Origin of the sequence: Spiractinospora alimapuensis (genome assembly GCF_018437505.1) — a bacterium.
Lineage (GTDB): Bacteria > Actinomycetota > Actinomycetes > Streptosporangiales > Streptosporangiaceae > Spiractinospora > Spiractinospora alimapuensis.
This window is the reverse complement of sequence record NZ_CP072467.1, coordinates 1,425,947-1,449,673: the sequence shown is the minus strand read 5'-3', so window position 1 is coordinate 1,449,673 and position 23,727 is coordinate 1,425,947. Positions and strand designations below refer to the sequence as shown.

The window sequence follows — 23,727 nt, the reverse complement described above, 5'->3', positions numbered from 1 at the left end:
CACGCGGCGCATTTTCCGTTGTAGCGCGTGACCGAAGATGGATCAGCCTCGGAGCCAAGCCGGGGAACAAAATGAATAACGTAATGAGGGTGAGGAATGTCCATTGCCGCCGATTTTCCAACTTCTCAGCGCCTTTGGGGGTCTCGAGTCGTGGGCAGTTTTTACCGCGCTGGGTTTCGCCGCTGCCGGGACTATGTGGTTGGCCCGCCTCGAGCCGACCAGGAGCAGGAACAACAAAGACCGTGCGAGATTCCTGAAGACCGGCGAAATACCGAAGAGAAGAATACCGTTAACTCGGATAAAATGGGACGCCAAGAAGATCGCTGGGACGCATATTCGTTACGCTGATTTGATTCCACTGACCGCAGATGAGGTGATCGAGCGGGTTAATTCCGGGGAGTCGCTTGGCGTCACCGTGGTCGTCGACAAGCGTGGCACTGTCAAGATCGAGGAAGGCGCCAAGTCGGAGGCGAAAGAAGGGGGTGACGCGAAGACCAAGGAAAAGGGCGAGTCGGAGAATGGCAAGGAGGTGAAGCCTAGCTCCAAGAAGGGAGAAAAAGCGAAACTCGAAACAGCGCCGCAGTATTTTGTTCCGGAGGATGCGCGGATGGAGGTGAAACGCAGGATCGCTAAGAGTAAGATTGATTTGATACTTGAAGAGCGAAATAATGACGGTCTGGAAGTTGCGGTGGCCCGAGTTCTTCGGGGTATCGCGAGCCTGAAGGCTCAAATCAAACCCTTTTTTGATCTGAAATGGGAGGCTAATAACAAGAAGAACTTCGTCGCGGCCAACGCCGAACGGCTTACCAGCAGTGCGCGCTATTTACGGCGTACCGCCAGGCGTCTGGAGGAACTCGCGAATAGAGATCCGCGAGTGCAGGCCGTCGACCGGGAATACGCGAAGCGCAGCAAGGAGCTCGCCTTGAATGGGTTCAGCGTGAAAAAGGCTGTGAATCGCCGACTGAAGGAGCAAATTGGCAATGGGGTGGCCACAGGCGAGAGTGCGGCCACCTCGGAAAGCGTGGAGCAAGCGGAGAAGGGTAGGACGTTTGGAAGCCGTACGAAAGACTTTCTCGGCAGGTTGAGGGCCGGTGGAAAATCGAACCGGCCGGGCCCTTAAGGAGTGACTGGTGTGGCCGTATTTTTCTGGATGATGTTCGCTCTGCTTCTTGTGTGTATAACGGCCAATTTCGTCGTAACGGTCTCCTGTGTCCATCAGCGGGTCGGACGGAAATCTCAGTATTTGTTGTTCTCTGTCGCGGGTCGTGTTGATGATGTGAAGTTGGCAATAGTTCGCGCTGAAGGAGAGATTGGTGCGATAGAACGGTACTCCAGCGGGACAGATCAATTCCGGGATCAATTCACCGGGATTGGTTCGGATATGATTGCGAATATGCATGAAAAAGCGACTCAAGAGTGTGTGGGAATCCGCCGGTCGCTGGGCGGAATCTCCCCCGACGGTCGGAGTTTAACAGAGAAATCGTGGGCAATGCGCCGCAGGCTCATTAGGGGGTTCTGTCTGGATGTTCTGGCGGTAGTGGTTGCGTTAACGTTTGTTCCTTGGTCGTTTTGATTTCGCCTGGGGCGAGTCCCGACTTGACGCTGGAGTGGTGCGATGATCGAAGCTTTCTTGCAGATACCTCTTGCGCTCGAAGCCGCTGTGATCACCGGGTCCGGCCTATTGGTCTCGATGGCGATTTACTGGCGAGGAAAATCTCACAATAGTACCGAAAAGGAGGCGGGTGACGCGTTTGGTATGAAGTTGAACTCGATGGCAGTGGACAACGAACAGCTTCGTGGTGATGTGATCAAGTATCTCCAACAAACAGATGGGAAGAGTGATGCCCAACGTCAATTGGCGACGAAGCGGGATGCGTTGCTCACAAAGCACGCTAACGGGATGAAAGAAACGAAGGATCTGAAGGCAACTCCGTGGGCGGAATTGGAGGAGACGCGCGCTAGTTTGGATGCTATCGGCGCGCACAAGGAAGAGGCTCTTATTAGAAGTGACGAGATTAAGGGGCATGCCGATCGGATTGAAGGAGTTGCCGCGCGTCTTAGGCTGTCAGATCGTATAAACGAGCACGGTCAGGTTGTGGATGCGGCGGGATTGGCGCCACACGATATTGCGGAAATCGAGACGTTGCTCGCGGGGTATTCCCGGGTTGTCAATAGTGAATTCATGAAGGAACAGTCTCAGATTCAGCAAGGGTTTGACGCGGACGTTACAGACTTCAGACGTCGCTATGCGGAACTCGAGCCGCATCAAGACATCGTACCAAAACCGCTCGATGCGGTCCCAGGGGTCGATACGGCAGCAGGTGCCCAAGCCTCGACCGATGAGGTTACGACCGTCCAGCAATCAGGGAATGCAGTGACGAGTGGCAAGAGTAATGCGGGCATGTCGGCCGTGCCTGTCAGTCAGGCAGTTCAGCGACCGCCCGACATCACGACAACCACAGTACGAATCAGCCAAGGTGAGGGTTCGTCCAAGAAGCAGGGACCGAGCCAGAAGTGAGTGAGTTCTCCGGTCACAGTAATCCCGAGAGGATGAACATCCGATGACGCTATACTACAGCCTTGGCATTCTGTTCATATCGGTATGGCTTCTGACCCGTTCAATGCGCGGACTGATCGACGACCAGCGTGCCGACGCCCCGATCGCCGCCAAGAACCGTGCCGAGCGGCACCGGGGACTGCGACTTGCCGAGGTCCTGTCCCGAAAGGCCGACCTTCTGCGGGATAAGGCCCTGGGGGAACAGACCGACACCGCGGCCGACGACGCCGAACTCGCCACGATCGACGAACGCATCAGGGAGATCGAGGCCGAGTACGAACCGATGTTGCAGCGCGAGACCCACCACGAACAGCGGGTCCGCTCCATCGCCTACGGTTTCGACGTCGCCCTGACCCTCGCCGGCATCATCGGCATCCTCGTGGCCATCGGAGGCCTCATCTCCCTCGCGTTCTGATCGAGTCGGTACCGACGACCGCCGGTGCCATCGGGAGGCGAGCCCCCGGCCAACGTCCATCGGGACAGGGGGCTCGTTCTGTGGACGCTAGCCCGTCACCTCCTCGAGGCCGAAGCCGGTGAAGGTGATGAGGTCGCTCATGGTGAAGGTTCCCGGGTGGGCGCTGGGGAGTGTGGGCTCCCAGCCGGGGGCGCGGGCGAGGAAGGAGGAGGGGTCCTCGGCGAGGAGCCCCACGAACACCTCGGCGACGATGCGCCCCCCGACCGCCCCGAGATGGCGGCCCCCGGTCTGGATCTTGGCCTCGCGGAGAATGTAGTACCAGAGCGGAGCCGGGCCGGGTTCCGGAAGGTCCAGTTCGGCGTCCGTCAGCGGTGTCACCCCCATCGCCTGCGCCACGTCTTGTCCCGAAGGCAGGCCCAGGTGGGCGCCGCGGGTGAGGTTGCGGGCCGGCAGGCTGGCCAGGCCCTCCGCGACCTCGGGTGGCAGGGTGTGCAGCGGCGGAACGACGAGCTCGTCCATGAGCCGGCTGGGCTGGCGGCTTTCCTGACCTGGGCCGGGCACGTCGAACATCCGGGGCCACTCCACCTGCCAGCGGGCGGGGAGCGGCCGGAATCCGCCGAAGTGGCTCAACGGGTCCGCCTCACTGATCGGCTCGGGCGGCAGGATCAGCAGGGGCGGCGGCTCGGGCGGGACGATGGAGTTCAGGAAGTACCGCGCCCGCACCATGGAGTGGCCCATCCGGTAGGCGCCGGCGGTGAACTCGACCGGGATGAACGGTCGGACGTGCCAGTGAAAGAACTTCAACCGCGGCTGGAGCACTGGATGTCCGCCGGGGAAGAGAGGTTCGCGCACCAGGACGTCGTCGAGGGTGTCAGAACCCACGATCCGGCGGAGGAAGTCGTTCACCACCACCCACTGGTAGTGCCAGCGCACCAACTGTTGGGTGGCGTCGAACGGGTCCTCACCTTGGGGGATCGGGCGATCGGACCAGGTGTCGATCTCCTCCAGGACCCGGTTGTGGAACAGGAGCATGGTCAGATGGAGGTGTGCCACGAAGGTGTTCTCGTCGTTGCGCGGGTCACCGATCAGGGCCCGCCCCTGACGGTTGCGGGGGAGATCAAGAAGTCCGTCGTGCCGGTCCACCAGGAACCCACCGGGGTTGTCCTGGTCGTACAGGTAGGGATCGTCGGCCGGTCCGCGGCCGTAGAGCGAGTCCAGGTCGAAACGTGGCGTGCGGAAGTTCGTCAAGGCTTCCGGATCCTCGGTGCGTTCCCGCAACGGCGACGGGTCGAACGTGATGTCGTGGTCGAGGAACTGTCCCAGGTAGGTGAAGCCGGACGGGATGTCGGGGTTGTCGCCCCCCACGCCGCCGGGATCGTCCTCCCGCATCCGCTGGGCGACCGCCCTGATGACCGCGTCATTCGGCAGGTACGGCGGGAGCTGCGGGAACATTCGGCCAAAGCGGCCCTGGTGGGTCCGCGACTCCGCCACGTAGCTCAGACCACGCGGCAGGCTGGCATGCGACCGTGACGTGCGGTGCGGCGGCCTTAACTGGGTGCCGACACCCGCCATCTCAGCGGCCCGCTGCTCGGGCAGGGCGGTGATCCGGTTCGTTGTCTCGCTCATGGCGTACCCCCGTCGGTGCGCGTCGGGATCTGGCGCATCGCCTAGGTTCATAGCCCTCGAGATCCGGCGCGAAAAGGATCTGACCGATTGCGAACGGTAGTTTGACTAGGGCGCGAGACACGGGCGCGTCGTATCCTGGCCAGCGCGCCGTTCGCCGTGTGGACCGAGAGTGACCGCGAGACCGCGGGAAGAGTCGGCGGGGTGAAATGCCGGCTGTGTCGCGGCTTCGCCGGGCCGACGAGCGCGAAACCTTCTACGCTGACGGTGATGACCCCCGACCCAAGGCGAGTCCCCATGTCGAACCACGCGTCCCCCTCGTCCCCCTCTCCGGAACCTCGGAAGCAGGAGCAGCGACACATGATCGACACGACAGTTCCCCACTCCGCCCGGATCGTGAACTACTGGCTCGGCGGCAAGGACTACTATCCGGTCGACCGCCAGGTCGGGCAGCAGATCATCGAGAGCAACCCCCAGATGTACGCCATCGCCCGCTGCTCCCGGGCCTTCCTCATCCGTGCCGTCACCCACCTCGCCCGTGGTGTGGGGATCCGACAGTTCCTGGACATCGGAACCGGCATGCCGACCGCCAACAACACCCACGAGGTCGCGCAGGCGGTGGCCCCGGAGTGCCGCGTGGTCTACGTCGACCACGATCCGCTCGTGTTGACGCACGCGCGTGCTCTCCTCGTCGGGTCACCCGAGGGAGCGACCGACTATATTGACGCCGACCTGCGCGATCCTGACGAGATCCTCCACCAGGCCGCGCGGACCCTCGACTTCGGTCAACCGGTCGGGCTCATGCTCATGGGCATCATCGGGCACGTGACCGACAACGACGAGGCGAAGGCCATCATCGACCGGCTCCTGGACGCCCTCCCGTCCGGCAGCTACCTAACGTTGTGCGACGACACCAACGTCATCGACGGCGCCACCATGGATGCCATGGTGAACCACTGGAACAAGGTGGGCACCAACCCCCGCGTCAACCGCACCCCCGAGGAGCTCCTGGGGTTCTTCGACGGCCTCGACGTCATCGACCCCGGAGTCGTCTCCGTGCCCTACTGGCGCCCCGATCCCTCAGACATCGGCACCCGAGTCGAGATCGACCACTTCGGCGGCATGGGGCGCAAGCCGTAGCCGCTGTGGAGGCGGTGGGGGTTCAAGGGAGGGCGGTTCTCGTGGTGGGTAGTCGCCGGGACCGTAGCGGAGGGCTGGGCGGGCAGAGGCGCGGTCAGGGTGAGAACAGACAACACGGCCGTGGGGTAAGACCTCAGTGCGCGCGGGTGGCGCGGTCGAAGATCTCGGCGAGTTGCCAGGCGTGGTCCTCCAGGTCGTGGTCGGGGTAGGCGACCCAGTAGGCGAACATGGTGTCCAACGCCCCTTGGAAGGTCACCGCGAGTACCCGCCGGTCGAAAGCGCGGAACTCGCCGGTTTCCTGTCCCCACCGCAGCAACTCCTCGAGTCCCTGGTAGATCGGCTCGTTGTCGGTGAGGTTGTAGCGGCGCGTGCCGTCGGCGTCGGGACGGTGGGCGCTGGCGAAGATCTCGCCGAGCGCTTGGAGTCGGGAACGGTGCGGTCGCATGTAGCGCGCTACCTCCAGGAGGTGGGTGCGTAGCGCCTCCCGCGCGGTGGGCTGGGCGTGGACCCGAGGGGTCACCGCGCCGGCGATATCGAGGTAGACCGTCTCGACGACCTGCTGGATCAGCTCGTCCTTGCCGTCGAAGTGGTAGGTGATGACGCCTTTGCTGATGCCAGCGGTCCGGGCGATGCGCGCCAGCGAGGCGTCGGCGTAACCGACCTCGGCGAGGGTCTCGATCGCCGCCTCGATGATCTGTGTTCGCCGCGCCTCCTCGATGAAGGAGCGCTTCTTGCTGTCCTCGACCTCTTGGCCAGGGTATTGGTTTTCTGACCGCATGGATAGACGGTAGCAACGCCGCCGACTGGTCGGCGTCCCCACCGGTGCTCGACCGAAATCCCTGGGAGGTCTGGGTTCGTACACAGGGGTCCGCCGGGGTTCCCCTAGGGTGATCTCCGGGTTACGCCGGATCGCACGTGAACCGTTCGGCTGGAAAACTGTCCGCACGGACAAAAAATAGACCACTCGGCCACGGCGTTCTCGTCACCCTGGAAGGGCTTCACCTTGACCACACACGCTCCGGGAGAGGGGTCGCGGACCGCGAAGACCCCGTCGGCCTCCCGACTCGCCTACATCGACAACCTGCGCGTCCTGCTCACCGTGCTGGTCGTGCTGCACCACGCCGCCCTGACCTACGGCAACATCCCGATGTGGTTCTACGCCGAGCCGGCCAACGACGCCAGTGGCGGACTCCTGGACGTGTTCGTCGGCCTGAACCAGACGTACTTCATGGGGCTCTTCTTCATGGTCTCCGGGATCTTCGTTCCGGGCTCCGTCGACAGGAGAGGATCGAAGTCGTTCCTGCGCGGCAGATTGGTCCGACTGGGCGTCCCACTGCTGCTGTTCCTCCTGCTGATGCGCCCGATCATCGCGGTCTCCGGCTACCTCGACGACGCGGCGGGCGAGCTCCCCTACTGGCTCTACCTCCTGATCACCTGGACTCCCGGCCCGATGTGGTTCGTCGAAGCGCTACTGGTGTTCTCACTGGCCTACGTCATGATCCGGAGCTTCCGACCGCCAGAGCACACACTCATCGCCCAACGTCGGACCGGACGCCTGCCTGGTCCCGTGGCGATCGCCGGCTTCACGCTGGTGCTCATCGCCGCCACCTACCTGTGGCGTCTCCTCGTCCCGATCGGCAGCTACTGGCCGATCGTGGGCCTGCCGACCCCCGACTACCTCGCGCAGTACGCCCTGCTGTTCACCGTCGGCGCGCTGGCCTACCGGCGCGGCTGGTTCGACGCGATCCCCCGCGCCGCCGGCCTGGGCGGTCTCGCGACCGTCATCGCGGCCCTCGTCCTTCTCGCGCCGATCGCCGGAACCTCCTTCGAGGAGGCCATGGTGCGGGGGAGTTTCGCGTCGCTGGTCATGTCGACCTTCGAGAGCGTCTTCGCCGTGGGGATGATCCTCTTCCTGCTGTGGCTCTTCCAACGCTTCGTCAACCGGCAGGGCCACTTCGGCCGCTTCCTGTCCGACAACGCCTACGCCGTCTACTTCCTGCACACTCTGGTGCTCGTCGCGATCGGCGTCGCGCTGTCGGGGTGGGACGCGCCCGCGGTCACGAAGTTCGCCGCCCTGGCCGTGCTCGCGGTCCCCACAACGTGGATCGGCGCCGCCCTCATCCGCGCCATCCCCGGTGCCACGCGCGTCTTCTGACCCGTGGTCGGTCCTGGCCCTCCCGCGAGCGCGAGCGGGCCGGGACGTCCCGGGTGCGACCGCCAGGTGTTTGGACGTTCCACCAGCGCGTTCCCCGATGTGAACAGCGCTGTCGCGGATCGGAGTTGAGACTGCCAATGGACACGATGTCATGGCCCGCGGTGACGGATCTGGGGATCGCCACGACGACCGCCGTCGCATGGTTCGTCGCAGCGGTCACGCTCCACCGTGGGAGACGGCGGACCTTCGGCGTCCTCGTCGTGGTGGCACTGATACTTACCCTGCTGCGCGGGGGAAGCACCGCGTGGCTTTACTCCCGTGGGGGATGGTGGCTGGTCCAGGAGACGGCGGTTCTGAGTCTTCCGTTGTTGGCCGCGGCCGTGTGTGGGGTGCTCTGTCTCGCAGGGGAGGCCCTCCTTCGCGCCATGCTTGGGGCCACGCACAAGGTCAGCCGGTTCCGTGTGGTCCTCACGCTCTTCGCCGCCGGCTACGCCTCCGCGGCAGGGCCCATAGTGACCGTGCTCTCCGGCGCTCCGGTGAGGACATCAACCGTCGTGATCGCGGTGTCCGCCGTGGTCGGGGCCGTGGCCCTGACGGGCCTCATCATCCACCCCAACCCGCCTCCTTACACAACCCCTAAGGGGTTGACCCGACGCCGGATGTTGGGCGTGACGGGCGCGGTCGCGATGGTCTCGGGTGTCACCGGATCGGGACTGACGTTCCTTCCCGTTCCGCGGCTGCATCTTGGAGGCGGAGACGGTGGAGACCACGTCCCCGAGGACGGTACGGCCGTCACGGACCTACGCGGCCCCGACGTCCCGATCCCAGGCGGGTCGACGCACCAGCACGTCATCACGGCGGCCGCCAGGTCAGTCCCCCTGTCCTCGGGGTACTCGGTGAACGCCTGGACATACGACGGAACCCTCCCCGGCCCCACCATCGACGTGCACCAGGGGGACCTTCTTGAGGTCACTCTGCGCAACGGGAACATCGAGAATGGGGTGACGCTGCATTGGCACGGCTACGAGATCGCCTGTGGCGAGGACGGCGTTCCCGGTGTCACCCAGGAACCAGTGATGCCGGGAGAGGAGTTCACCTATCGGTTTCGTGCCGACAATCCGGGGACCTACTGGTATCACACCCACGACGCCGCCGCGGTGCGTCGGGGTCTCTACGGCTGCTTCGTGGTCCGGGGCTCAACCCTTCAAGAGCCGGACGAACCAGAGGACCAGGACTTCATCGTGCCGGTCCACACGTTCGACGGGCGGGTGGTCATCGGAGACAGCGACAATGTGCGCGAAGAGATGGCCAGGCCGGACACACCGGTCCGGCTCCGTCTGATCAACACCGACAGTCGGCCACACTGGTTCAGCCTTCTGGGCGCATCCTTCCGCGTGGTGGCGGTTGATGGCCGTGACATCAACGAACCCGGCGAGCGCGCGCAGTTCAACCTGCGAATTCCGGCTGGTGGTCGCTACGACCTCACCTTCACCATGCCGGAGGACCGGGTCTCCCTCCTCGTCGACCATGACCTCGACGCCGGGCTGCGCGTGCGACCAGAGGGCATGGTCGGCCGCACGCTCCCCGACACCACCGATGATTCCCGGGCGTGGCCCGACCTCGATCTCCACAGCTACGGAGAGCCGACCGACCTGCCGTTCGACCCAGAGGGCGCTTTCGACCGCGAGTTCGACCTCGTCATGGATCGACGGCTCGTCCACGTCAGCGGCACCCCCACCTACTCGAAGACCGTCAACGGATACACGCCTCCGAACATCCCCACCCAGCTGGTCGACGTGCGAGACCTCGTCCTGATGACAGTGGTGAACCGGAGCTTCGAACTTCGCCCGTGGTACCTGCACGGCCACTCCGTCTATGTCGTGCGACGCGACGGGGAGGCGCCCACGGGAAGCCCGATCGCACGCGACACCTTCGACGTGCGGCCAGGTGAGGTATGGGTGGTCGCGTTCCGGGCCATGAACCCCGGGCTCTGGGTGAACGACTGTGTTGAGCCCGCCCACGGCGGTGACTGGGCGCAACCGCGTCTCGACTACACCGGGATCTACTCACCCTTCGACAGTCAGTGACCCGCAGGGGGTGAATGAGGTTCCAGCTCTCTGGCGTCGGGAGCGGGAAGCCCCACGCGGAGTTCTCAACCGGGGGTGTCGTCCTGACCGCGCCATCGGGCGAGGGCCTGAGCCTGACCCGTGTGTATGTCGCTGACCCATTCCCAGCCCGGTGGAGGCGAGGTGACCCGTGGGTCGTCGGGATCGCTGCCATCGCGTAGGGCGTGGACGTACGCGCGGTCCTGCTCGAGCCGGGCGTGCACTTGTTCGGCCCCGCCGACCGATCCATGACCTGGAACCACGATGTCGACACCACCAGCCACCTCCTCGAGCCGCCGCAGCCCCAGGAGGTAGTCCTCGACTGGATCACCAGTGTCGGTGAAGTCGCCGAGCATCGGGACGAACACGTCGGAGAGCATGTCCCCGGCGACGAGGACCCCGCTGCCCTCGATCAGCAGTGCCGCGTGCCCGGGGGCATGTGCCGGATGCTCGATCATCCGCACCCGCGGGCCGTCCCAGGGAAACAGCGTGGTCCCGGCCGGCAGAGCGGCGATGAGGCCGAACAGGTCCAGCGGTACCTCGTCGGCGATCTCGGGCGGTAACCCCTCGGTGGCGCGGGCCCGCCAACCCGGTTCGGATCGCAGCTCCCGCAGGACACCCGCGCAGCGGGCGGTCCCGTAGCGGGGCGCGTCGCCGAGGCGGGGATGCCAGAGCACGTGGTCCCAATCGGGATGCGTCGCGAAACCAGCGACGACAGGCTGGCCCAACGCGCCGAGGTCGTTCGTGAGACAGGTCATCTCCTCGCCCGTGATCCCTGGGTCGATCAGCAACACCCCGTCTCGTCCTCGGACGACCACCGTGTTGTTCTGGAGGAGCTCACTCTGGTGAGTCAGCACACCCTCCGCCACTTGTGTCAACACCGACTGGGTCCCTCCGTCCGCGAACGGCAACAACTCCGTCGACCGTACTGACCTCCACCGTAGATCCGACGCCGCTCAGGGGACGGGGTGGCCGGCTGCTTGGATGAGGCTGTACCACTCGGCTCGGGAGAGGGGGATGTTCGAGCCTTCGGCGGCGTCTTTCATTCGCTGTGGTGTGGTGGTGCCGAGAATGACTTGCATGGCTGCGGGGTGGCGGGTGATCCATGCGGTGGCGATGGCGGTGGGGGTGACGTCGTACTTGGCCGCGAGGTGGTCGAGTGCGTTGTTGAGTTTTGGGTAGTCGTTGGAGTCGAGGAACACGCCGTCCTGGAAGCCTTTCTGGAATGGTGACCAGGCTTGGACCGTGATGGTGTTGAGGCGGCAGTAGTCGATGATGCCGCCGCCGTCGAGGGTGGCCGAGTCGGGTTCGGCGGCCATGTTCGAGGCCAACCCCTGGGCGACGGTCGGGGCGTGGGTGATGGACAGTTGAAGCTGGTTCGCCACGATCGGTTGGCCAACGGCGCTCTTGAGCAATTCGATCTGCCGGGGGGTGTGGTTGGAGACACCGAAGGCGCGGACCTTGCCGGCGCTTTCGAGGTCGTCGAAGGCACGTGCGACCTCGTGAGGTTCGACCAGCGCGTCCGGGCGGTGGATGAGCAGGACGTCGATGTAGTCGGTGCCCAGGGCCCGTAGAGATTGCTCGACCGAGGCGACGATGTGGTCGTAGGAGGAGTCGTAGTGCCACTCCTCGGCCACGATGCCGGTCTTGGTCTGGAGCGTGATCTGCTCGCGTTCGGCGGTGCTGAGCCGCAGGGCCGAGCTGAACCGGCGTTCACACAGGTGGAGGCCACCCCCAGGGTGGTTGAATCCGTAGAGGTCAGCGTGGTCGAAGAAGTCAATGCCGACATCACGGGCCGAGGTGTAGAGGGCGCGAATCTCCGCATCGGTCTTGTCGGCGATGCGCATCATCCCGGCGACGATGTTGGGAACGTGACTTTCCGTCGGTCCGAACGGCACGGAGCGCATGATTCTCCTGCATGGATGATCGTTGGATACCTGAGGTGGCGCCTCTCGCCATCTGATTCTTTCGGCAGCAGGGTCTCGATAACAAATCGAACGACTTCCACCGAAACACCTCCGAGTCTGTCCAAGCATCTCCGCTGCGCACGGAATTCCGGGGACGCCGGAGTGACCCCACGCGTTCGGTTCCGTCGCATCCGCCTCAGCGAAAAAATCGGGCAACAGGGTTTACACGCGCCTTACCGGACGTGCTAGCGTCACCCACGTCGCCCTGAACACTGCGGCAGTTGGCAATTAGGCATCAGCCGTCCAGTGATCTCCGCACACCTCGCGCCACCGCCTTGTCCCCCGCGGTAGAGCGCTATGCCTTCGGCACCAGGATTACGCCCTGCACTAGCGACCCTGGAATTCGTCCGGCGACACCATGGATCTTCTGGTTCGGCGTGCCCAGCAGCCCGTTTGAATGATCATTTTCCCCATTTTTGTGCTTGGAGAACTCCCATGACCGCAGTTACTCGGAAGGCCCAGACCGGCCTTACCAAGCGTGCGGCCGCGGCTTGTACCACGGTTTTCGCCACCGGAGCCTTCTTCGCCCTCGGTGCATCCCCCGCCTCCGCCGACAGCCCCTACATCGTCGAGTCCTCCGTGTTGGAGGTGACGCTGCCCGCAGGCGGCCTGGTCGACGAGGGGTTCCAGGGCACCCTGGGATACGTTTTCACCGATTCAGGTGATAATCACGCGGTGGAATGGTCCGGTGACGACCCGGACGGCGTGCTGGCATTCCTCGGCACCATTTCGGCCGACACCACCTCGCAGGCGTACAACAATGCCGGAAACTCCATCCGGGAGAATTTTGAGGCGCGCTCCCGCGCCGGTTTGGACATCGTCGTCTCGGACGATGTGGCCTCCGGCGCGCTGGATCTCTCCGGACAAGAGATCGCCACGATCACGACGCACAACAACGCGGAGATCGACCTCACCAACGGTACGGCCACGGCTACGGTCGAGCCGAATACCGCCGCCCCCACCACGTGGCATTTCTTCGGCGAAAGCATTGCCCCCGGAGAGTCGGCGGAGGTCCAGGTGGACGGCGCCGACGGCTCCTCGGCCACGGTCACCATCTCCACCTCCGTGGTGGAGGAGGCCAGCGAGGAAGGCGCCGAGGCGAGCCTCGAAGTGTCCATGGCGGGCACCGTTGAGGACTCCTCCGGCGAGGAGGCCTACTCCGGCGACCTGATGCACCTGACCGTCGGATCCGCCAGCGTGCTGCCCGCCAGTGACGGCGGAGATGGTGGCGACGGTGGAGATGGCGGTGACGGTGGTGACGGCGGTGACGGTGGCGACGGCGGTGACGGCGGTGACGGCGGAGATGGTGGCGACGGTGGCGATGACGGAGATGGAGGTGACGATGGTGACGGCGGCGACGACGGCAAGGGCGACGACGACGGAGACGAGGGCGGATCGGACGACGGGGACGACGCCAAGACGCCCGGTGACGCCGATGGGGGCCTGCCAGTGACCGGCGCCGCACTGTTCGGCCTGATCGGCGCCGGAGTCGCCGCTCTGGGCAGCGGTGCCGGGGCGATCTACATCTCCCGCAAGCGCAAGGCAGCCGCGCAGGAGCAGATCTCTGACTAACCGCGCGCTGGCTCGATTCCAGTGAAACAGGCGGTGGGCGCTCCGGGGCGCCCACCGCCTTCATCGTCTGCGCACTTCGCGCCGTGACCCCGGCGTTCCGGTGACTGGCAGGGGGATCCGGCAGGGGAGTGGGGAACGTTGTCGGGGTCGACCGGGGATCAAGGAGCACATACGATAACGATTATCGTTTCCGGAAGATTGGATGCTGATGAGCGCGAGCGACGTTGGGACGATCTTTGACGCGGGTGCGCGTGAATTCGCCTTGTGGTCAGCGCGGCTGTGGGACCCAATCGGGTTGGCGACGGTGCGGGAGTCCGCTCCAGTGTCGGGAGAGCGGGTCCTCGACGCCTGCTGTGGATCTGGCGCCTCCGCGCTTCCCGCCGCGCGGGCGGTCGCCCCGAACGGGGGAGTGGTCGGCGTCGATCTGTCCACTGCGCTCCTGGAGCAGGGGCGCGCCCGGGCCCGGGACGCGGGTGTCGACAATCTGCGCTTCGAGGCCGCCGACGTCTGTGAGTGGCCCGAGCCGGAGAGCTTTGACCTCGTCCAGGTGGTACACGGCGTCGCGTTCTTCGGTGATATGGACGCCGGAGCCTCCGCGCTGATTCGCGCACTGCGGCCGGGGGGCCGCCTCGCGGTAACCGTATGGGCCGACGGTGCTCTCGGCTCGTTCCTGACCGCGCTCTCCGACGCCGTCGCCATCGAGACCGGTGAGCCCAAGCCCATTCCCGGCTACAGCCAGGCGCGGGAACGCATCGCCGACGCCAACCTGCTTCGGGCCTGGCTGGAACGGCTCGGCCTGGAACGCGTGCGGGTTCGGCGATTCGAACACACCATTCCCATCGACCCTGTTACCGCGTGGGAGTTCGTCTTGGGCAACGCCGCGCGTGGACTGGTAGAGAAACTGGACGGATCAACACGTGACCGGGTTCGCGAACGGTTGGGCACGTTGATGCGCGAACGCGGACTGGACCGTTTGGACGCGTCGTCCCACATCGCCGTCGGTGAAGTACCGCGGTAGGTCGGACTCGGTCAGCCGTTCCTGTCCCTCCCGAAGGGTGATCGTCGCCGCGAACTCCGACCGTTGACATGAACCGAGCATCAGGCCCTGGTCAAACCGCATCCTCGCGAACGGTTTCGCCAGATCTCCCCTCAGGAGTCAGTGCTGTCGGCTCTCCGGGGTTCTGATACGGCCCGCCCGGCATAACCGCACGGCACGGGGGAGGTGGGACTCCCGGGTCACCACGGTCGCCTCCTCCACTCCGCACCATACGGGCGCGTGCGCACGAATCCCAGGCGGAGAATCCGGCGTAGGCGCGCGACCGCCGGCTGACCGAGGGGGCTTTTTCGGAGGTCGTCGCCCTCAGTGCCAAGCGCCAGGTGAGGGCCCCGATTCCCTGCGGCACGAGGGGTTCTATGTCGACCCGAGGTCGTGGGAGATGGCGGTGGATGTCTTGGTCATGAGCTCGGCGAACTTCGAGGCGTTGTCCTCGGTCAGCCGCGCGTTCGGTGCTGTCACCGCGACAGCCGCGACCGCGCGGTCCAGAGCGTCTCGGACGCAGACGGCGACGGCGGCGATGCCGTCCTCGCTCTCGCCGAAGTTGGTGGCGTAGCCGCGCTGTCGGACGCGTTCCAGTTCCGTGCGCAGGTCGGCGATGGTGGTGATGCTGCGCTGCGTGACCCCGGACATGCCACGTGGGTAGAGCGCGTGCAGCTCTTCGCTGCTGAGGTCGGCCAAGAGCACCTTGCCACCGGAGGTGCAGTTGGCGGGGAGCAGCATTCCGGTCCGGATGCTCGTGCGGAGGTTCTGATGGCCTTCGATGCCGTCGAGGAAGCGGACACCGTTTCCTTCCAGTATCACGAGATGAACGGTCTCGTTGAGGTCCTGGCACAACTGTTCCAAGTGGGGGCGTGCTTTGCGGCGGACGTCGAGGCCACCGACCACCGTGAGGCCGACTTCGATGAGCGCGCGCCCGGGAACGTATTCCCGAGTATTGGGGTCCTGGTCGACGAACCCTCTGTACTGCAGCATCGAGAGCAGTCGATGAGCGGTCGAGCGCCCTACGTTCAACAATCGGGCGCTTTCGGCCACGCGCAGACTCGGTCGGTCGCGTAGCTCGAGGAGAAGGCGAAGAGCGTTGTCAACGGATTCGATCCGGTAGGCGGGACTGTTGACAACATCGTTCTTCATAGCGGAACCTTATTTCATGTAGGCGGGACGGAGGAAGCCCCCTCGTCGCTCCTACATAACCGAGAGAGCCCGGGGACTTCATACCCGTCGGGCCCACCCAGTCGAGGACGAGAGGTTCGAGGCGACACCGGGAGAGATCCTTCCATCGCCGCCACGAACCGCAGGAACACTCCCAAGAACGACCCCCGCGGGTACCAAGAACCCGATTGTGAACCACGTGACAGCAAGCCCAGGGCCGACCCATGTCGTCCGCCAGGCGGACAGTCGTGCGCAGAGCGAACAGGAGGTGTGGTCATGGCCGAGAGCGCGAACCCACGAGCCGCTCGACCGCCATCCACTTCGTCGCCCCCGCCCGCGGCGCGCGTCGGCGGAATGACCGCGGTTCTGGTGCTGTGTATGGGGATCGGACCGCTCCTGTTGTACGCCATCAGCGCCTTGGGCCCCCTGCTCATCGAGGACCTCGCGTTGAGCAACGCGGAGTTCGGCGCCCTGGCGACGGTCGCGTTCGTCGTCGCGGCGATCGGCGCGGCGGGCCTTGGGGGATTCGTCGACCGAGCGCGCGATCACTGGTCCGTGGCGGGGATCTTCGCCGCGAGCGCCCTGGCACTCGGCACCGCAGTGCTGGCTGGATCCTACCTGTGGCTGCTGTTCGCCGTCGCGTTCTCGGGGTTGGCCCAATCCTTGTCCAACCCCGTTTCCAACCGGCTCGTCGCGGCGCACATCCCCGCGACGCGGCGAGGCCTGGTAGTGGGCGTCAAGCAGTCGGGGGTGCAACTGAGCCAGTTGTTCGCGGGCCTGCTGTTGCCCTCGGTCGCTCTTGTGATGGGCTGGCGCGGCGCGGTGGGCGTCGCGATCACCATCGCGCTCCTGGGGGTCGTGCTGGCGGTGCGGCTCGTGCCCGACAGCACGGACACCGCCCCCAGCGGCGAACCCCCGCACGGTGCGAGCCACGGCGTGGGCGCCGTACCCGCCGGCGTGTGGTGGCTCGCCGGATACGCGCTGTTCTCGGGCGCCGCCCTGCAGGCCACCAACGTCTACCTCCCCCTCTTCGCCCATCAGGAAATCGGTCTCGGCGTGGTTCTCGCGGGACTGACGGGAGCGGCGGCGGGGACGATCGGCATGGTCGCACGGGTCCTGTGGGGACGCGCCGTCAACACGCGGACCGCGAGACCCCACGGCGTGCTCACCGTGCTGGCGATTCTTTCCACCCTCTCGACCGGACTGCTGCTGGGCGCCGCCCACACCGGCGAGGCCCTACTCCTCTGGGGTGGGGTCGTGGGACACGGAGTCAGCGCGTTGGCCGCCAACGTCGTCCTCATGCTCGCCTTGATGGGCGCGGTCCACACCGAACGTGTGGGTACGGCGACCGCTCGACTGTCCGTCGGTCTCTACCTGGGCTTCGCCACGGGCCCTCTCACCCTGGGACTGGTCATGGACATCGGTGACTCCTACGCCCTGGGGTGGCTCAGCGTGGGGCTCGCACATCTCTGCGCACTGCTGTTGACACTCCTGTGGTGGGCGGCGTCCCGCCGAGCGCCCGCCACTCATCCGCCGCCTCCGGTACGCACCTCCTCCACGCCCTAGGCCGTGTTTTGTGGAGGGTCTGCGGGGTGGGTGGGTGGTCTGGAAGTGTTGGGTGGCATGGTTCGACGCCATGAACTTAGCGATGCTGAGTGGGCTTTGCTCGCCCCGCTCATGCCCGCCCACCCCCACAAAGGAAAGCGGTGGGCCGACCACCGCAAGGTCATCAACGCGATCCTGTTCAGAACCCGCACCGGGATCCCCTGGCGGGATCTGCCCGAGCGGTACGGGCCCTGGGAGACCGCCGCCGGGCGGCACCGCCGCTGGTCACTGGACGGGACCTGGGACAGGATCGCCGAACGGCTGCGTATCGACGCCGCCACCGGCGAGGCCCTCGAGGTCGGCATCGACTCCACCACCGTGCGCGCCCACCACCACGCCGCCGGCGCCACAAAAAAGGGGAAACGGCCCGGAACGAACCGGACGGATCCGAAGCACTGGGACGCTCCCGGGGAGGACTGACCACCAAAATTCACCTGATCGCCGACAACCGTCGCCGCCCCTTGGCCATCGCCACCAGCCCCGGCCAACGCGGGGACACCCGCATGTTCGAGCCGCTAATGGCCGCGCTACGGCTACCGCGCAGCGCCGGCCGCTCACGGACTCGCCCAGACCGTCTACTGGCAGACAAGGCCTACTCCTCATCAGCGATCCGGGCCCACCTGCGCAGACGAGGCATCCGGGCGACCATCGCCCAACCCCACGACCAAAGCGCCAACCGCAAACGCAAAGGAGCCAAAGGCGGCAGACCCCCGACCTTCGACCGGGACACCTACCGAAACCGCAACACCGTCGAACAATCCATCAACCTACTCAAACAAAACCGAGCAGTCGCGACCAGATACGACAAACGCGCCGCGATCTACGACGGAACCACGCAAATCGCCTCCATCCGGATCTGGCTCCGCGACCTCACCCGTTCAAAAAACACGACCTAGCAGTGACGCCCCGATCAACACCGCGAACATGGTCGTGTAGCCGCCACCGGCCTCGGCCACGGGAGGGCTGGCGTTGGGGTCACCGATCCACCACGCGGCCACCGATGGCAGGAAGGCGTCGGGGATGAACGCGATGCCCGACACCAGGCCGATGACCCCGCCACGTTCGTTCACCGGGATCCGCACCTCGCCCACGGTCGCGAAGTACACGCCCCGGGACGCGAAGACGAACAAGGAGAGCACGAACATGAGGACCACCGCGAGCCACGCGAACGACATCGAACGCGGCAGGACCAGGAAGGCCACGCTGACGGCCAGGCAACCCGCGAACATCCACCGCAGGAACCGGGGCGAGGAACGAGTCACCTTGTCCACCACGAGGCCACCCACCGGTGCGGCGAGCTGGAAGAAGTAGGTGCGCATGACGCCGATGACACCGATCAGTCCCGCGGCGACGCCGAAGTGGGTCTCCAGGAGGGGCGAGAAGTAGCCGAGCAGGGTGTAGAAGGTGTACATCAGCATCGCGGTGATACCGATCAACAACGTGTACTTGTTGCGTGCCGCCAACCAGAGCTGGCGAATGGAGACGGCGCTCGACTCGCCGTCCGACGGGCGACGCGAGCCGACGCTCACGGAGAACAGGACCAGGGCGGCGAAGACGAAGCTGAGGATCCCGTAGATCCGGATCAGCCAGAGCACGCCCAGGGCGTCGGTCACCGCGACGGCCACGAGTCCCGCGCCGATCAGGCCCACGATCGTCGAGGTCACGCCGCGGGTGCCCTCGAGGAACCCGAAGAGCCGCCCCTGTTCGGTGGAGTCTCCCAACAGACTGATGGCCTTGATCAACGCGGGCCAGTACAGGCCCATCCCGAGTACGGCCATGAGCACGTGTGCGACGAGTGTGCCTACGTAGCCGGGCGCCTGGGCGATGTAGAGGTCGAGTACGCCCACACCGGCGAGCCCCACCGCGATGAGCACCTTCGGCGAGAACCGGTCGGCGAACCAGCCCCCGAGGAAATACATCACGATGGCCGTCGCGCCGAAAATCGAAATGATGTTGCCGTACTGCTGCGCCGTGATTTCGAGAGCGGCCACGGTCGGCGCGAGGAACACGAAGCGGATATAGCCGACTTGAAAAATGATGCCACACGACATCGCTAGGATCAGGAATTCTGTCCACTTCCGAGTCGTGCTCATGGCCACCTCAATATGCAATAAAAAAAGAACAGTCCTCCCCGATGAATCAAGGAGTTACTGTTCTCTGGTCTCTAGTAACTGCCGCCGCCGTGACAGGCGGGGCCGGTATGGAGTTGTCGGAGGGACTTTAAGCCCTCTCCACCACCCTGTCAACCAGGACTTCCGTATGGCGTCCCAGGTGAAGGGGGGCGCGAGGGTCGCGGTCACATCGACCAGATGTCGTGGTTGGAGGAGGCCACCGCGGCCGCTCCCGCCTTCAACGCCGCGTAGACGTCATCCCGGTCGCACACCAGCCCGCCGGCGATGAGTGGGACGTCGATGTCGTCCACCACCCACGAGATGACGCGCGGCACGCAGCCCGGCAGGATCTCCACGCACTCGGCCTGTGAGGAGCGCAGTTGGGGGACGAGGTTGCGGTAGGAGATTGAGTCGATCAGGAAGAACCGATGCACGGAGAGGAGCCCACACTCACGGGCGGCCCGGACCAGGGACGCCTTGGAGCTGAGGATGCCGTCGGCCGCCGTACGCTCGGCGATGAAGCGGACGGTCACGTCCTTGGCCGCGAATCCGTCCAGCAGGTCCACGTTGACCAATACGATCCGCCCCGCATCCTTCAGCGTCCGCACCAGGTCGGGCAGGTCCAGCAGCGTGCCGTACAGCAGGAACACCACCCGGCACTCGGACCGCAGCACCACGTCGAGGTCCTCGGCGTTCTTGACACTGGCCACGACGGGCTCGTCGGCGAGAATGTCAGCGAGCGGTTCAGCCACGGGGCCTCCTCATCCGGGTACGAACGGGCGGCCACCACAGCCACCGATCATCGGACCAGCGTAAGCGTTCACACACGGCCCGCCCCAGCCAGGGGAGGCGGAGCGCCTCGCTCCACAGCTCGCCCCGGTGGGATTGGAGCAACCCGGAGCTGCTCAGGGCACGCGGTCGCCGGCCGCTTGGATGAGGCCATCCCACTCGACGCGGGAGAGTGGGATGTTCGAGCCCGCGGCGGCGTCCTTCACTCGCCGCGATGTAGTGGAATGTAGCGCGGTGAACCACGAGGAGTGAGGTTGCGTTGACGGGGGATCTTGAATCGTGGATCGCCGGGGTGAAGACGGAATTGGTGCGTCTGGACGCGGCGCGTCCGGAGGAAATGGTGGGGTGCGGTCCGGATGAGCTGGACCATATCCTGGCCGAGTTTCCCGAGGTGCGTCCGCCGGAGGCATATCTGGTGTTCATGCGCGAACTCGGCCGGAACGCGGGGAACCTGTTCCGGGGAAGTAACTACGGGTACGCCGACTGCCTGAGCATGCGGGATCACGTCGTGTTCGAGCGGCGTCACGAGGATCCGGGCATCCCCGCGATCGAGGGGCGATTCTTCTTCGGCCACCACCAGGGATACGTGCTGTACTTCTTCAAACCCGACGACGAGCGCGTCTGGCTCTACATCGAGAACGACCCTCCGGAGCAGGTGACCGCGTCCTCGTTCCAGGAACACGTCGCCCAGCACATCGGCATCCCGGAACGCTACTGGCGCATCTTCCGAGACGACGAGAAAGGCAACAGGCGCGGAGTGTGACCGGCGGTGGAAGGATTGCTGTGGCCGACCCGACGGCGTCGGGTCGGCGTATCCGGCTGAAGTTCGTTACCCGGGGCATCGACATCGCCCAGGGGGAGGTCTGACCCAGAGGCTCCTTCACGGCGGGCGGCAGCCGCTGGATCCGCACTTGGCCGCACCGAATCTCCCTGGGTCTTTCATGAACGGACGTCGATGAGCGGCGAAGGTTTCTGGGGTATGGGCCAATGAACGTTCAAGAATGGTTGCTGGCTACGCTGGTATCGAGATCACGAGGTTATTCTCTGGCGGTTCTGCGGGAGGGTGAAGGGCGTGGAGTCCATCAAGGTCATGGCGGATTACGATTGCTACCCGTTGTGGGGTGTTGGTCCGGGTTTCTATGACAATCTTTCGCCGTACGCTTCTGCATTGGGGCTGAGTTCTGGGCTGGCTGTGGAGCTGGATCGGTGGGCTGAGGAGTATGACGCGACGCTGAATCGTGCGGATCCGAAGGAATCGGGGTTCCCCACGCCTGAGGCCGAGGACGATTTCGCACGTCGCGGGCGTGAACTCGCCCAACGGGTGGCCAACGAGGTCGGTGGAGTGTGGTCGGTGATCTATTTCGACAGTCGTGAGCTGCGAGCGGTGACTATCTCCTGACTGGCCAAACAGCTCCACGAGGTCCGCGCGTGGCTGGAGGGCTTGCGCTCCGACGACGAGATCCGCAGGGTCGTGGCTGGCCACACCACCTAGACGGCGGAGACAGGCACAAGCCGATCCCGAGAAATCAGCAGTGGCTGTATGTATGACCAGTTGTCCGAGTTCCTGAGGGTCTCCTTCCACCAGGACTGGAAGGACGATTTTCCCGACGAACGGGCGAGCGTGCGGCACTTCGTGGCTACCATGTCCCGGTCGCGGTGTGTGGCGGTGCTCGCCGAGCTGGACGAGTTGCTCGCGGTCGACGTCTCGGATAAACGTCTGCGCGGGTACATCACCCGCGACTCCGGCGCCAACATCGTCCCACCGAACGGCCCCGACCGTTGGCACACCTGGTTGCGTACGGTTCGCGACCACCTGGCGGACGCCGTGACCTAGTAACCCACACGACATGGGACTCCTACAGCGGCGTTGTCAGCCCGGAAGTTCCCAGACGATGCCGTGCACCGCGGCGACGTCCTCCTCGGGCCAGACCGCGATCACCTCGCGGTCGGTGTGGTTCTCCACACCGCTGCCCCGGCAGTGCACCATCCCGTCGACGGTCTCCTCGGTGATCTCGAACCGTTCCCGTTCCTCCTCGTCCGGCTCGCTAATCAGCGTGTAGGGGCTGAAGTTGTCCGCGTTGCAGAACTCTTCCAGCCCTTCGGCGTCGGTGATGAAACCGACCCGGTACAGCGGCGTACCTGCTCCGCTGTGCTCCACCGTGATGTCCACATCCTCCGCGTCGTCGGGAATCGTGAGCTCGCTGAGCTCCTCGAACCCCGCGCGGATGTCCGCGTCCTCCGACGGCAGCTCCACCGGCTCCTCGGGGGTCGGTGGTGAGGGCTCGGGCGGGGCGAACGAACCGCAGCCGGCCACCAGCAGCGCGGCCCCCATCAGTGTGGGCAAACCCAGAATCGCGCGCATGCTTCAGATCGCCCCTTCGCGCCGCTGAGTCGTGTCACCGTGCGACTCCGCCAGATCGCTTTCGCTGAGATCCAACACGCCGGAGAACCATCGGTCGCCGACGAACGGATCCGCCGCCTCCTGATCCCAGGAGTAGTGCCTCTGCACGTTCACGTCGAAGCCCACCTCGTAGGTCCCCTCTCCGTCCGGATCGTCCGGCGGGTGGACCGTCTCCTCGCCCTCCAAGTCGTAGCTGAGACTACCGATCGCGCGGACCCAGCCCGGATCATCGCGGACATAGCCACTCGCGCCCCCGCCCCGGTTCTGCTCGTCGGTGTAGCCGAACGCCTCCCAGCCGGCGGTGATGGGAAAGTAGCCGGCTCGTCGGAGCCAAGCCCCTGGGCGGCCAGGCGATGGCTTGCTCGCAGAATCGGCTCCATGCCCACACGAGTCATGAGCTGCCTTCCGCACCCGCCCCGCCAGGTACCGCACCTGAAGGACGCCCCAGGACGATCGTCGAGGAAGCGCTTCGCTTCGAGGCTCGTCACGGGCATGCTCACCGGATCATGTGCGTCCGTGGTTCCGAGGACCGCCGTCTGGACCAATCGTGTATCGCGTTCCAACCGGATCTCTTCCCTTCGATGAATTCCATCTGCCTATGGACGACTCGCCGCTTCTCCGGGGCGGGTCGGTAACCGGTGGCGAGGAGAAGGGTGTCGATCGTCTCGACGGTGCCGTTCCACGTCTAGGGCCTGTTTTGGGAGTGTGTGGTGGGCTGGTGTTGGTATCGATTGGGTGACCATGGCGCGCGACGAGCGAAACCTCCGGTGGACGGGGTCAACGACCAAGTTGACCAGTCAGCGGAGGCTTCAGCGTTGACTCTATCGGCCTTGCACCGCCATGACCTGACCGATACGCAATGGAAGGCGCTGAGACCGCTCCTTCCGGGACCCGCCCGCAAGGGCCGCCCTCGACACCGCTGCCGCCGCACCCTGGTCAACGCCATCCGCTGGCGGATCCGCGTCGGCGCACACTCTGGCGCGACATCCCCGCCGCCTACGGGGCTTGGCAGAGCGCCTACGGGCTGTTCCGCTGCTTCGAGCGCAAGGGCGTGTGGTAGCGCGTCCTGGCCTTGGTGCAG

The 23,727-nt window shown here is 65.2% G+C and carries 24 protein-coding genes and 1 pseudogene; 16 read left to right on the top strand and 9 right to left on the bottom strand.

Translation table 11 applies throughout. The annotated features are described in order from the left end of the window. Window positions 1–103 precede the first annotated feature (103 nt). From J4H86_RS06705 to J4H86_RS06690, 4 genes are read left to right on the top strand one after another with little or no spacing between them, the layout of a single operon-like run. Window positions 104–1,120, top strand: coding sequence for a hypothetical protein (locus J4H86_RS06705; protein WP_236542640.1), 1,017 nt, complete (start codon window positions 104–106; stop codon window positions 1,118–1,120). 12 nt (window positions 1,121–1,132) lie between these two features. Beyond that, window positions 1,133–1,573 (top strand): hypothetical protein, encoded by a 441-nt coding sequence (locus tag J4H86_RS06700; RefSeq protein WP_236542639.1) that lies wholly within the window; start codon window positions 1,133–1,135, stop codon window positions 1,571–1,573. A gap of 42 nt (window positions 1,574–1,615) precedes the next feature. Beyond that, window positions 1,616–2,518 (top strand): hypothetical protein, encoded by a 903-nt coding sequence (locus J4H86_RS06695; protein WP_236542638.1) that lies wholly within the window; start codon window positions 1,616–1,618, stop codon window positions 2,516–2,518. 43 nt (window positions 2,519–2,561) lie between these two features. Next, window positions 2,562–2,972, top strand: coding sequence for a hypothetical protein (locus J4H86_RS06690; RefSeq protein WP_236542637.1), 411 nt, complete (start codon window positions 2,562–2,564; stop codon window positions 2,970–2,972). Window positions 2,973–3,059: 87 nt separating this feature from the next. Here J4H86_RS06690 and J4H86_RS06685 read toward each other — a convergent pair whose 3' ends face one another. Next, entirely contained in the window at window positions 3,060–4,598 is a 1,539-nt protein-coding gene (locus J4H86_RS06685) for a peroxidase family protein (RefSeq protein WP_236542636.1), read from the bottom strand. 294 nt (window positions 4,599–4,892) lie between these two features. On the opposite strand from J4H86_RS06685, the gene J4H86_RS06680 reads away from it, so the two are divergent. Further along, on the top strand, window positions 4,893–5,735 hold the full coding sequence (locus J4H86_RS06680; protein ID WP_269134539.1) for an SAM-dependent methyltransferase: 843 nt from the start codon (window positions 4,893–4,895) through the stop codon (window positions 5,733–5,735). Window positions 5,736–5,868: 133 nt separating this feature from the next. Here the strand turns inward: J4H86_RS06680 and J4H86_RS06675 are convergent, their stop codons facing one another. Beyond that, entirely contained in the window at window positions 5,869–6,513 is a 645-nt protein-coding gene (locus J4H86_RS06675; RefSeq protein ID WP_236542634.1) for a TetR/AcrR family transcriptional regulator, read from the bottom strand. A gap of 225 nt (window positions 6,514–6,738) precedes the next feature. Between J4H86_RS06675 and J4H86_RS06670 the strand changes: the two genes are divergently transcribed. Further along, on the top strand, window positions 6,739–7,890 hold the full coding sequence (locus tag J4H86_RS06670) for an acyltransferase family protein (RefSeq protein WP_236542633.1): 1,152 nt from the start codon (window positions 6,739–6,741) through the stop codon (window positions 7,888–7,890). Between the two features lie 137 nt (window positions 7,891–8,027). Further along, window positions 8,028–9,977: a multicopper oxidase family protein gene (locus J4H86_RS06665; RefSeq protein ID WP_236542632.1), complete on the top strand. Its 1,950-nt coding sequence runs from the start codon at window positions 8,028–8,030 to the stop codon at window positions 9,975–9,977. A gap of 65 nt (window positions 9,978–10,042) precedes the next feature. On the opposite strand, the gene J4H86_RS06660 is transcribed toward J4H86_RS06665, so the two are convergent. Then, complete coding sequence (locus J4H86_RS06660; RefSeq protein ID WP_236542631.1) at window positions 10,043–10,852, bottom strand: MBL fold metallo-hydrolase; 810 nt, start codon at window positions 10,850–10,852, stop codon at window positions 10,043–10,045. 99 nt (window positions 10,853–10,951) lie between these two features. Next, on the bottom strand, window positions 10,952–11,902 hold the full coding sequence (locus J4H86_RS06655; protein ID WP_236542630.1) for an aldo/keto reductase: 951 nt from the start codon (window positions 11,900–11,902) through the stop codon (window positions 10,952–10,954). 495 nt (window positions 11,903–12,397) lie between these two features. Here J4H86_RS06655 and J4H86_RS06650 point away from each other — a divergent pair, with 495 nt between their 5' ends. Then, window positions 12,398–13,534, top strand: coding sequence for a hypothetical protein (locus J4H86_RS06650; protein WP_236542629.1), 1,137 nt, complete (start codon window positions 12,398–12,400; stop codon window positions 13,532–13,534). 208 nt (window positions 13,535–13,742) lie between these two features. Continuing rightward, window positions 13,743–14,552, top strand: coding sequence for a class I SAM-dependent methyltransferase (locus J4H86_RS06645; protein ID WP_236542628.1), 810 nt, complete (start codon window positions 13,743–13,745; stop codon window positions 14,550–14,552). Between the two features lie 393 nt (window positions 14,553–14,945). Here J4H86_RS06645 and J4H86_RS06640 read toward each other — a convergent pair whose 3' ends face one another. Continuing rightward, window positions 14,946–15,722 carry an IclR family transcriptional regulator gene (locus tag J4H86_RS06640; RefSeq protein ID WP_236542627.1) on the bottom strand — a complete coding sequence of 259 codons (777 nt, stop codon included), beginning with the start codon at window positions 15,720–15,722 and terminating at the stop codon, window positions 14,946–14,948. 372 nt (window positions 15,723–16,094) lie between these two features. On the opposite strand from J4H86_RS06640, the gene J4H86_RS06635 reads away from it, so the two are divergent. Both J4H86_RS06635 and J4H86_RS06630 read left to right on the top strand, forming a co-directional pair. Beyond that, entirely contained in the window at window positions 16,095–17,306 is a 1,212-nt protein-coding gene (locus J4H86_RS06635) for an MFS transporter (protein WP_236542626.1), read from the top strand. A 57-nt stretch (window positions 17,307–17,363) separates the two neighbouring features. Continuing rightward, a protein-coding gene (locus J4H86_RS06630) for an IS5 family transposase (RefSeq protein ID WP_394356457.1) occupies window positions 17,364–18,241 on the top strand; the annotation gives its coding sequence in 2 pieces (ribosomal slippage) (window positions 17,364–17,732 and window positions 17,735–18,241; 876 coding nt in all). On the opposite strand, the gene J4H86_RS06625 is transcribed toward J4H86_RS06630, so the two are convergent. Next, on the bottom strand, window positions 18,224–19,354 hold the full coding sequence (locus J4H86_RS06625; protein WP_236542625.1) for an MFS transporter: 1,131 nt from the start codon (window positions 19,352–19,354) through the stop codon (window positions 18,224–18,226). The genes J4H86_RS06630 and J4H86_RS06625 overlap by 18 nt on opposite strands. A 287-nt stretch (window positions 19,355–19,641) precedes the next feature. Beyond that, the gene (locus J4H86_RS06620; protein WP_236542624.1) at window positions 19,642–20,208 is read right to left on the bottom strand and encodes a glycerol-3-phosphate responsive antiterminator; all 567 of its coding nucleotides are present in this window, start codon (window positions 20,206–20,208) and stop codon (window positions 19,642–19,644) included. A 329-nt stretch (window positions 20,209–20,537) separates the two neighbouring features. Here J4H86_RS06620 and J4H86_RS06615 point away from each other — a divergent pair, with 329 nt between their 5' ends. The 3 genes from J4H86_RS06615 to J4H86_RS06605 all read left to right on the top strand — a co-directional run bounded on the left by J4H86_RS06615 (window position 20,538) and on the right by J4H86_RS06605 (window position 22,079). Continuing rightward, window positions 20,538–21,008, top strand: a complete 471-nt coding sequence (locus J4H86_RS06615) for an SMI1/KNR4 family protein (protein WP_236542623.1) — start codon at window positions 20,538–20,540, stop codon at window positions 21,006–21,008. Between the two features lie 309 nt (window positions 21,009–21,317). After that, complete coding sequence (locus J4H86_RS06610; RefSeq protein WP_236542622.1) at window positions 21,318–21,644, top strand: hypothetical protein; 327 nt, start codon at window positions 21,318–21,320, stop codon at window positions 21,642–21,644. Between the two features lie 141 nt (window positions 21,645–21,785). Beyond that, window positions 21,786–22,079 (top strand): contact-dependent growth inhibition system immunity protein, encoded by a 294-nt coding sequence (locus J4H86_RS06605; RefSeq protein ID WP_236542621.1) that lies wholly within the window; start codon window positions 21,786–21,788, stop codon window positions 22,077–22,079. A gap of 36 nt (window positions 22,080–22,115) precedes the next feature. Here J4H86_RS06605 and J4H86_RS06600 read toward each other — a convergent pair whose 3' ends face one another. Then, window positions 22,116–22,607, bottom strand: a complete 492-nt coding sequence (locus J4H86_RS06600; protein ID WP_236542620.1) for a hypothetical protein — start codon at window positions 22,605–22,607, stop codon at window positions 22,116–22,118. Between the two features lie 3 nt (window positions 22,608–22,610). Continuing rightward, on the bottom strand, window positions 22,611–23,057 hold the full coding sequence (locus J4H86_RS06595) for a hypothetical protein (RefSeq protein WP_236542619.1): 447 nt from the start codon (window positions 23,055–23,057) through the stop codon (window positions 22,611–22,613). Window positions 23,058–23,353: 296 nt separating this feature from the next. Between J4H86_RS06595 and J4H86_RS27590 the strand changes: the two are divergent. Together J4H86_RS27590 and J4H86_RS06590 are read left to right on the top strand one after the other, a co-directional pair. Continuing rightward, window positions 23,354–23,557 (top strand): annotated as a pseudogene (locus J4H86_RS27590) (transposase); the annotation flags it as partial. Continuing rightward, on the top strand, window positions 23,506–23,706 hold the full coding sequence (locus tag J4H86_RS06590; protein WP_236542618.1) for a transposase: 201 nt from the start codon (window positions 23,506–23,508) through the stop codon (window positions 23,704–23,706). The pseudogene J4H86_RS27590 and the gene J4H86_RS06590, both read left to right, overlap by 52 nt. Window positions 23,707–23,727: the final 21 nt, after the last annotated feature.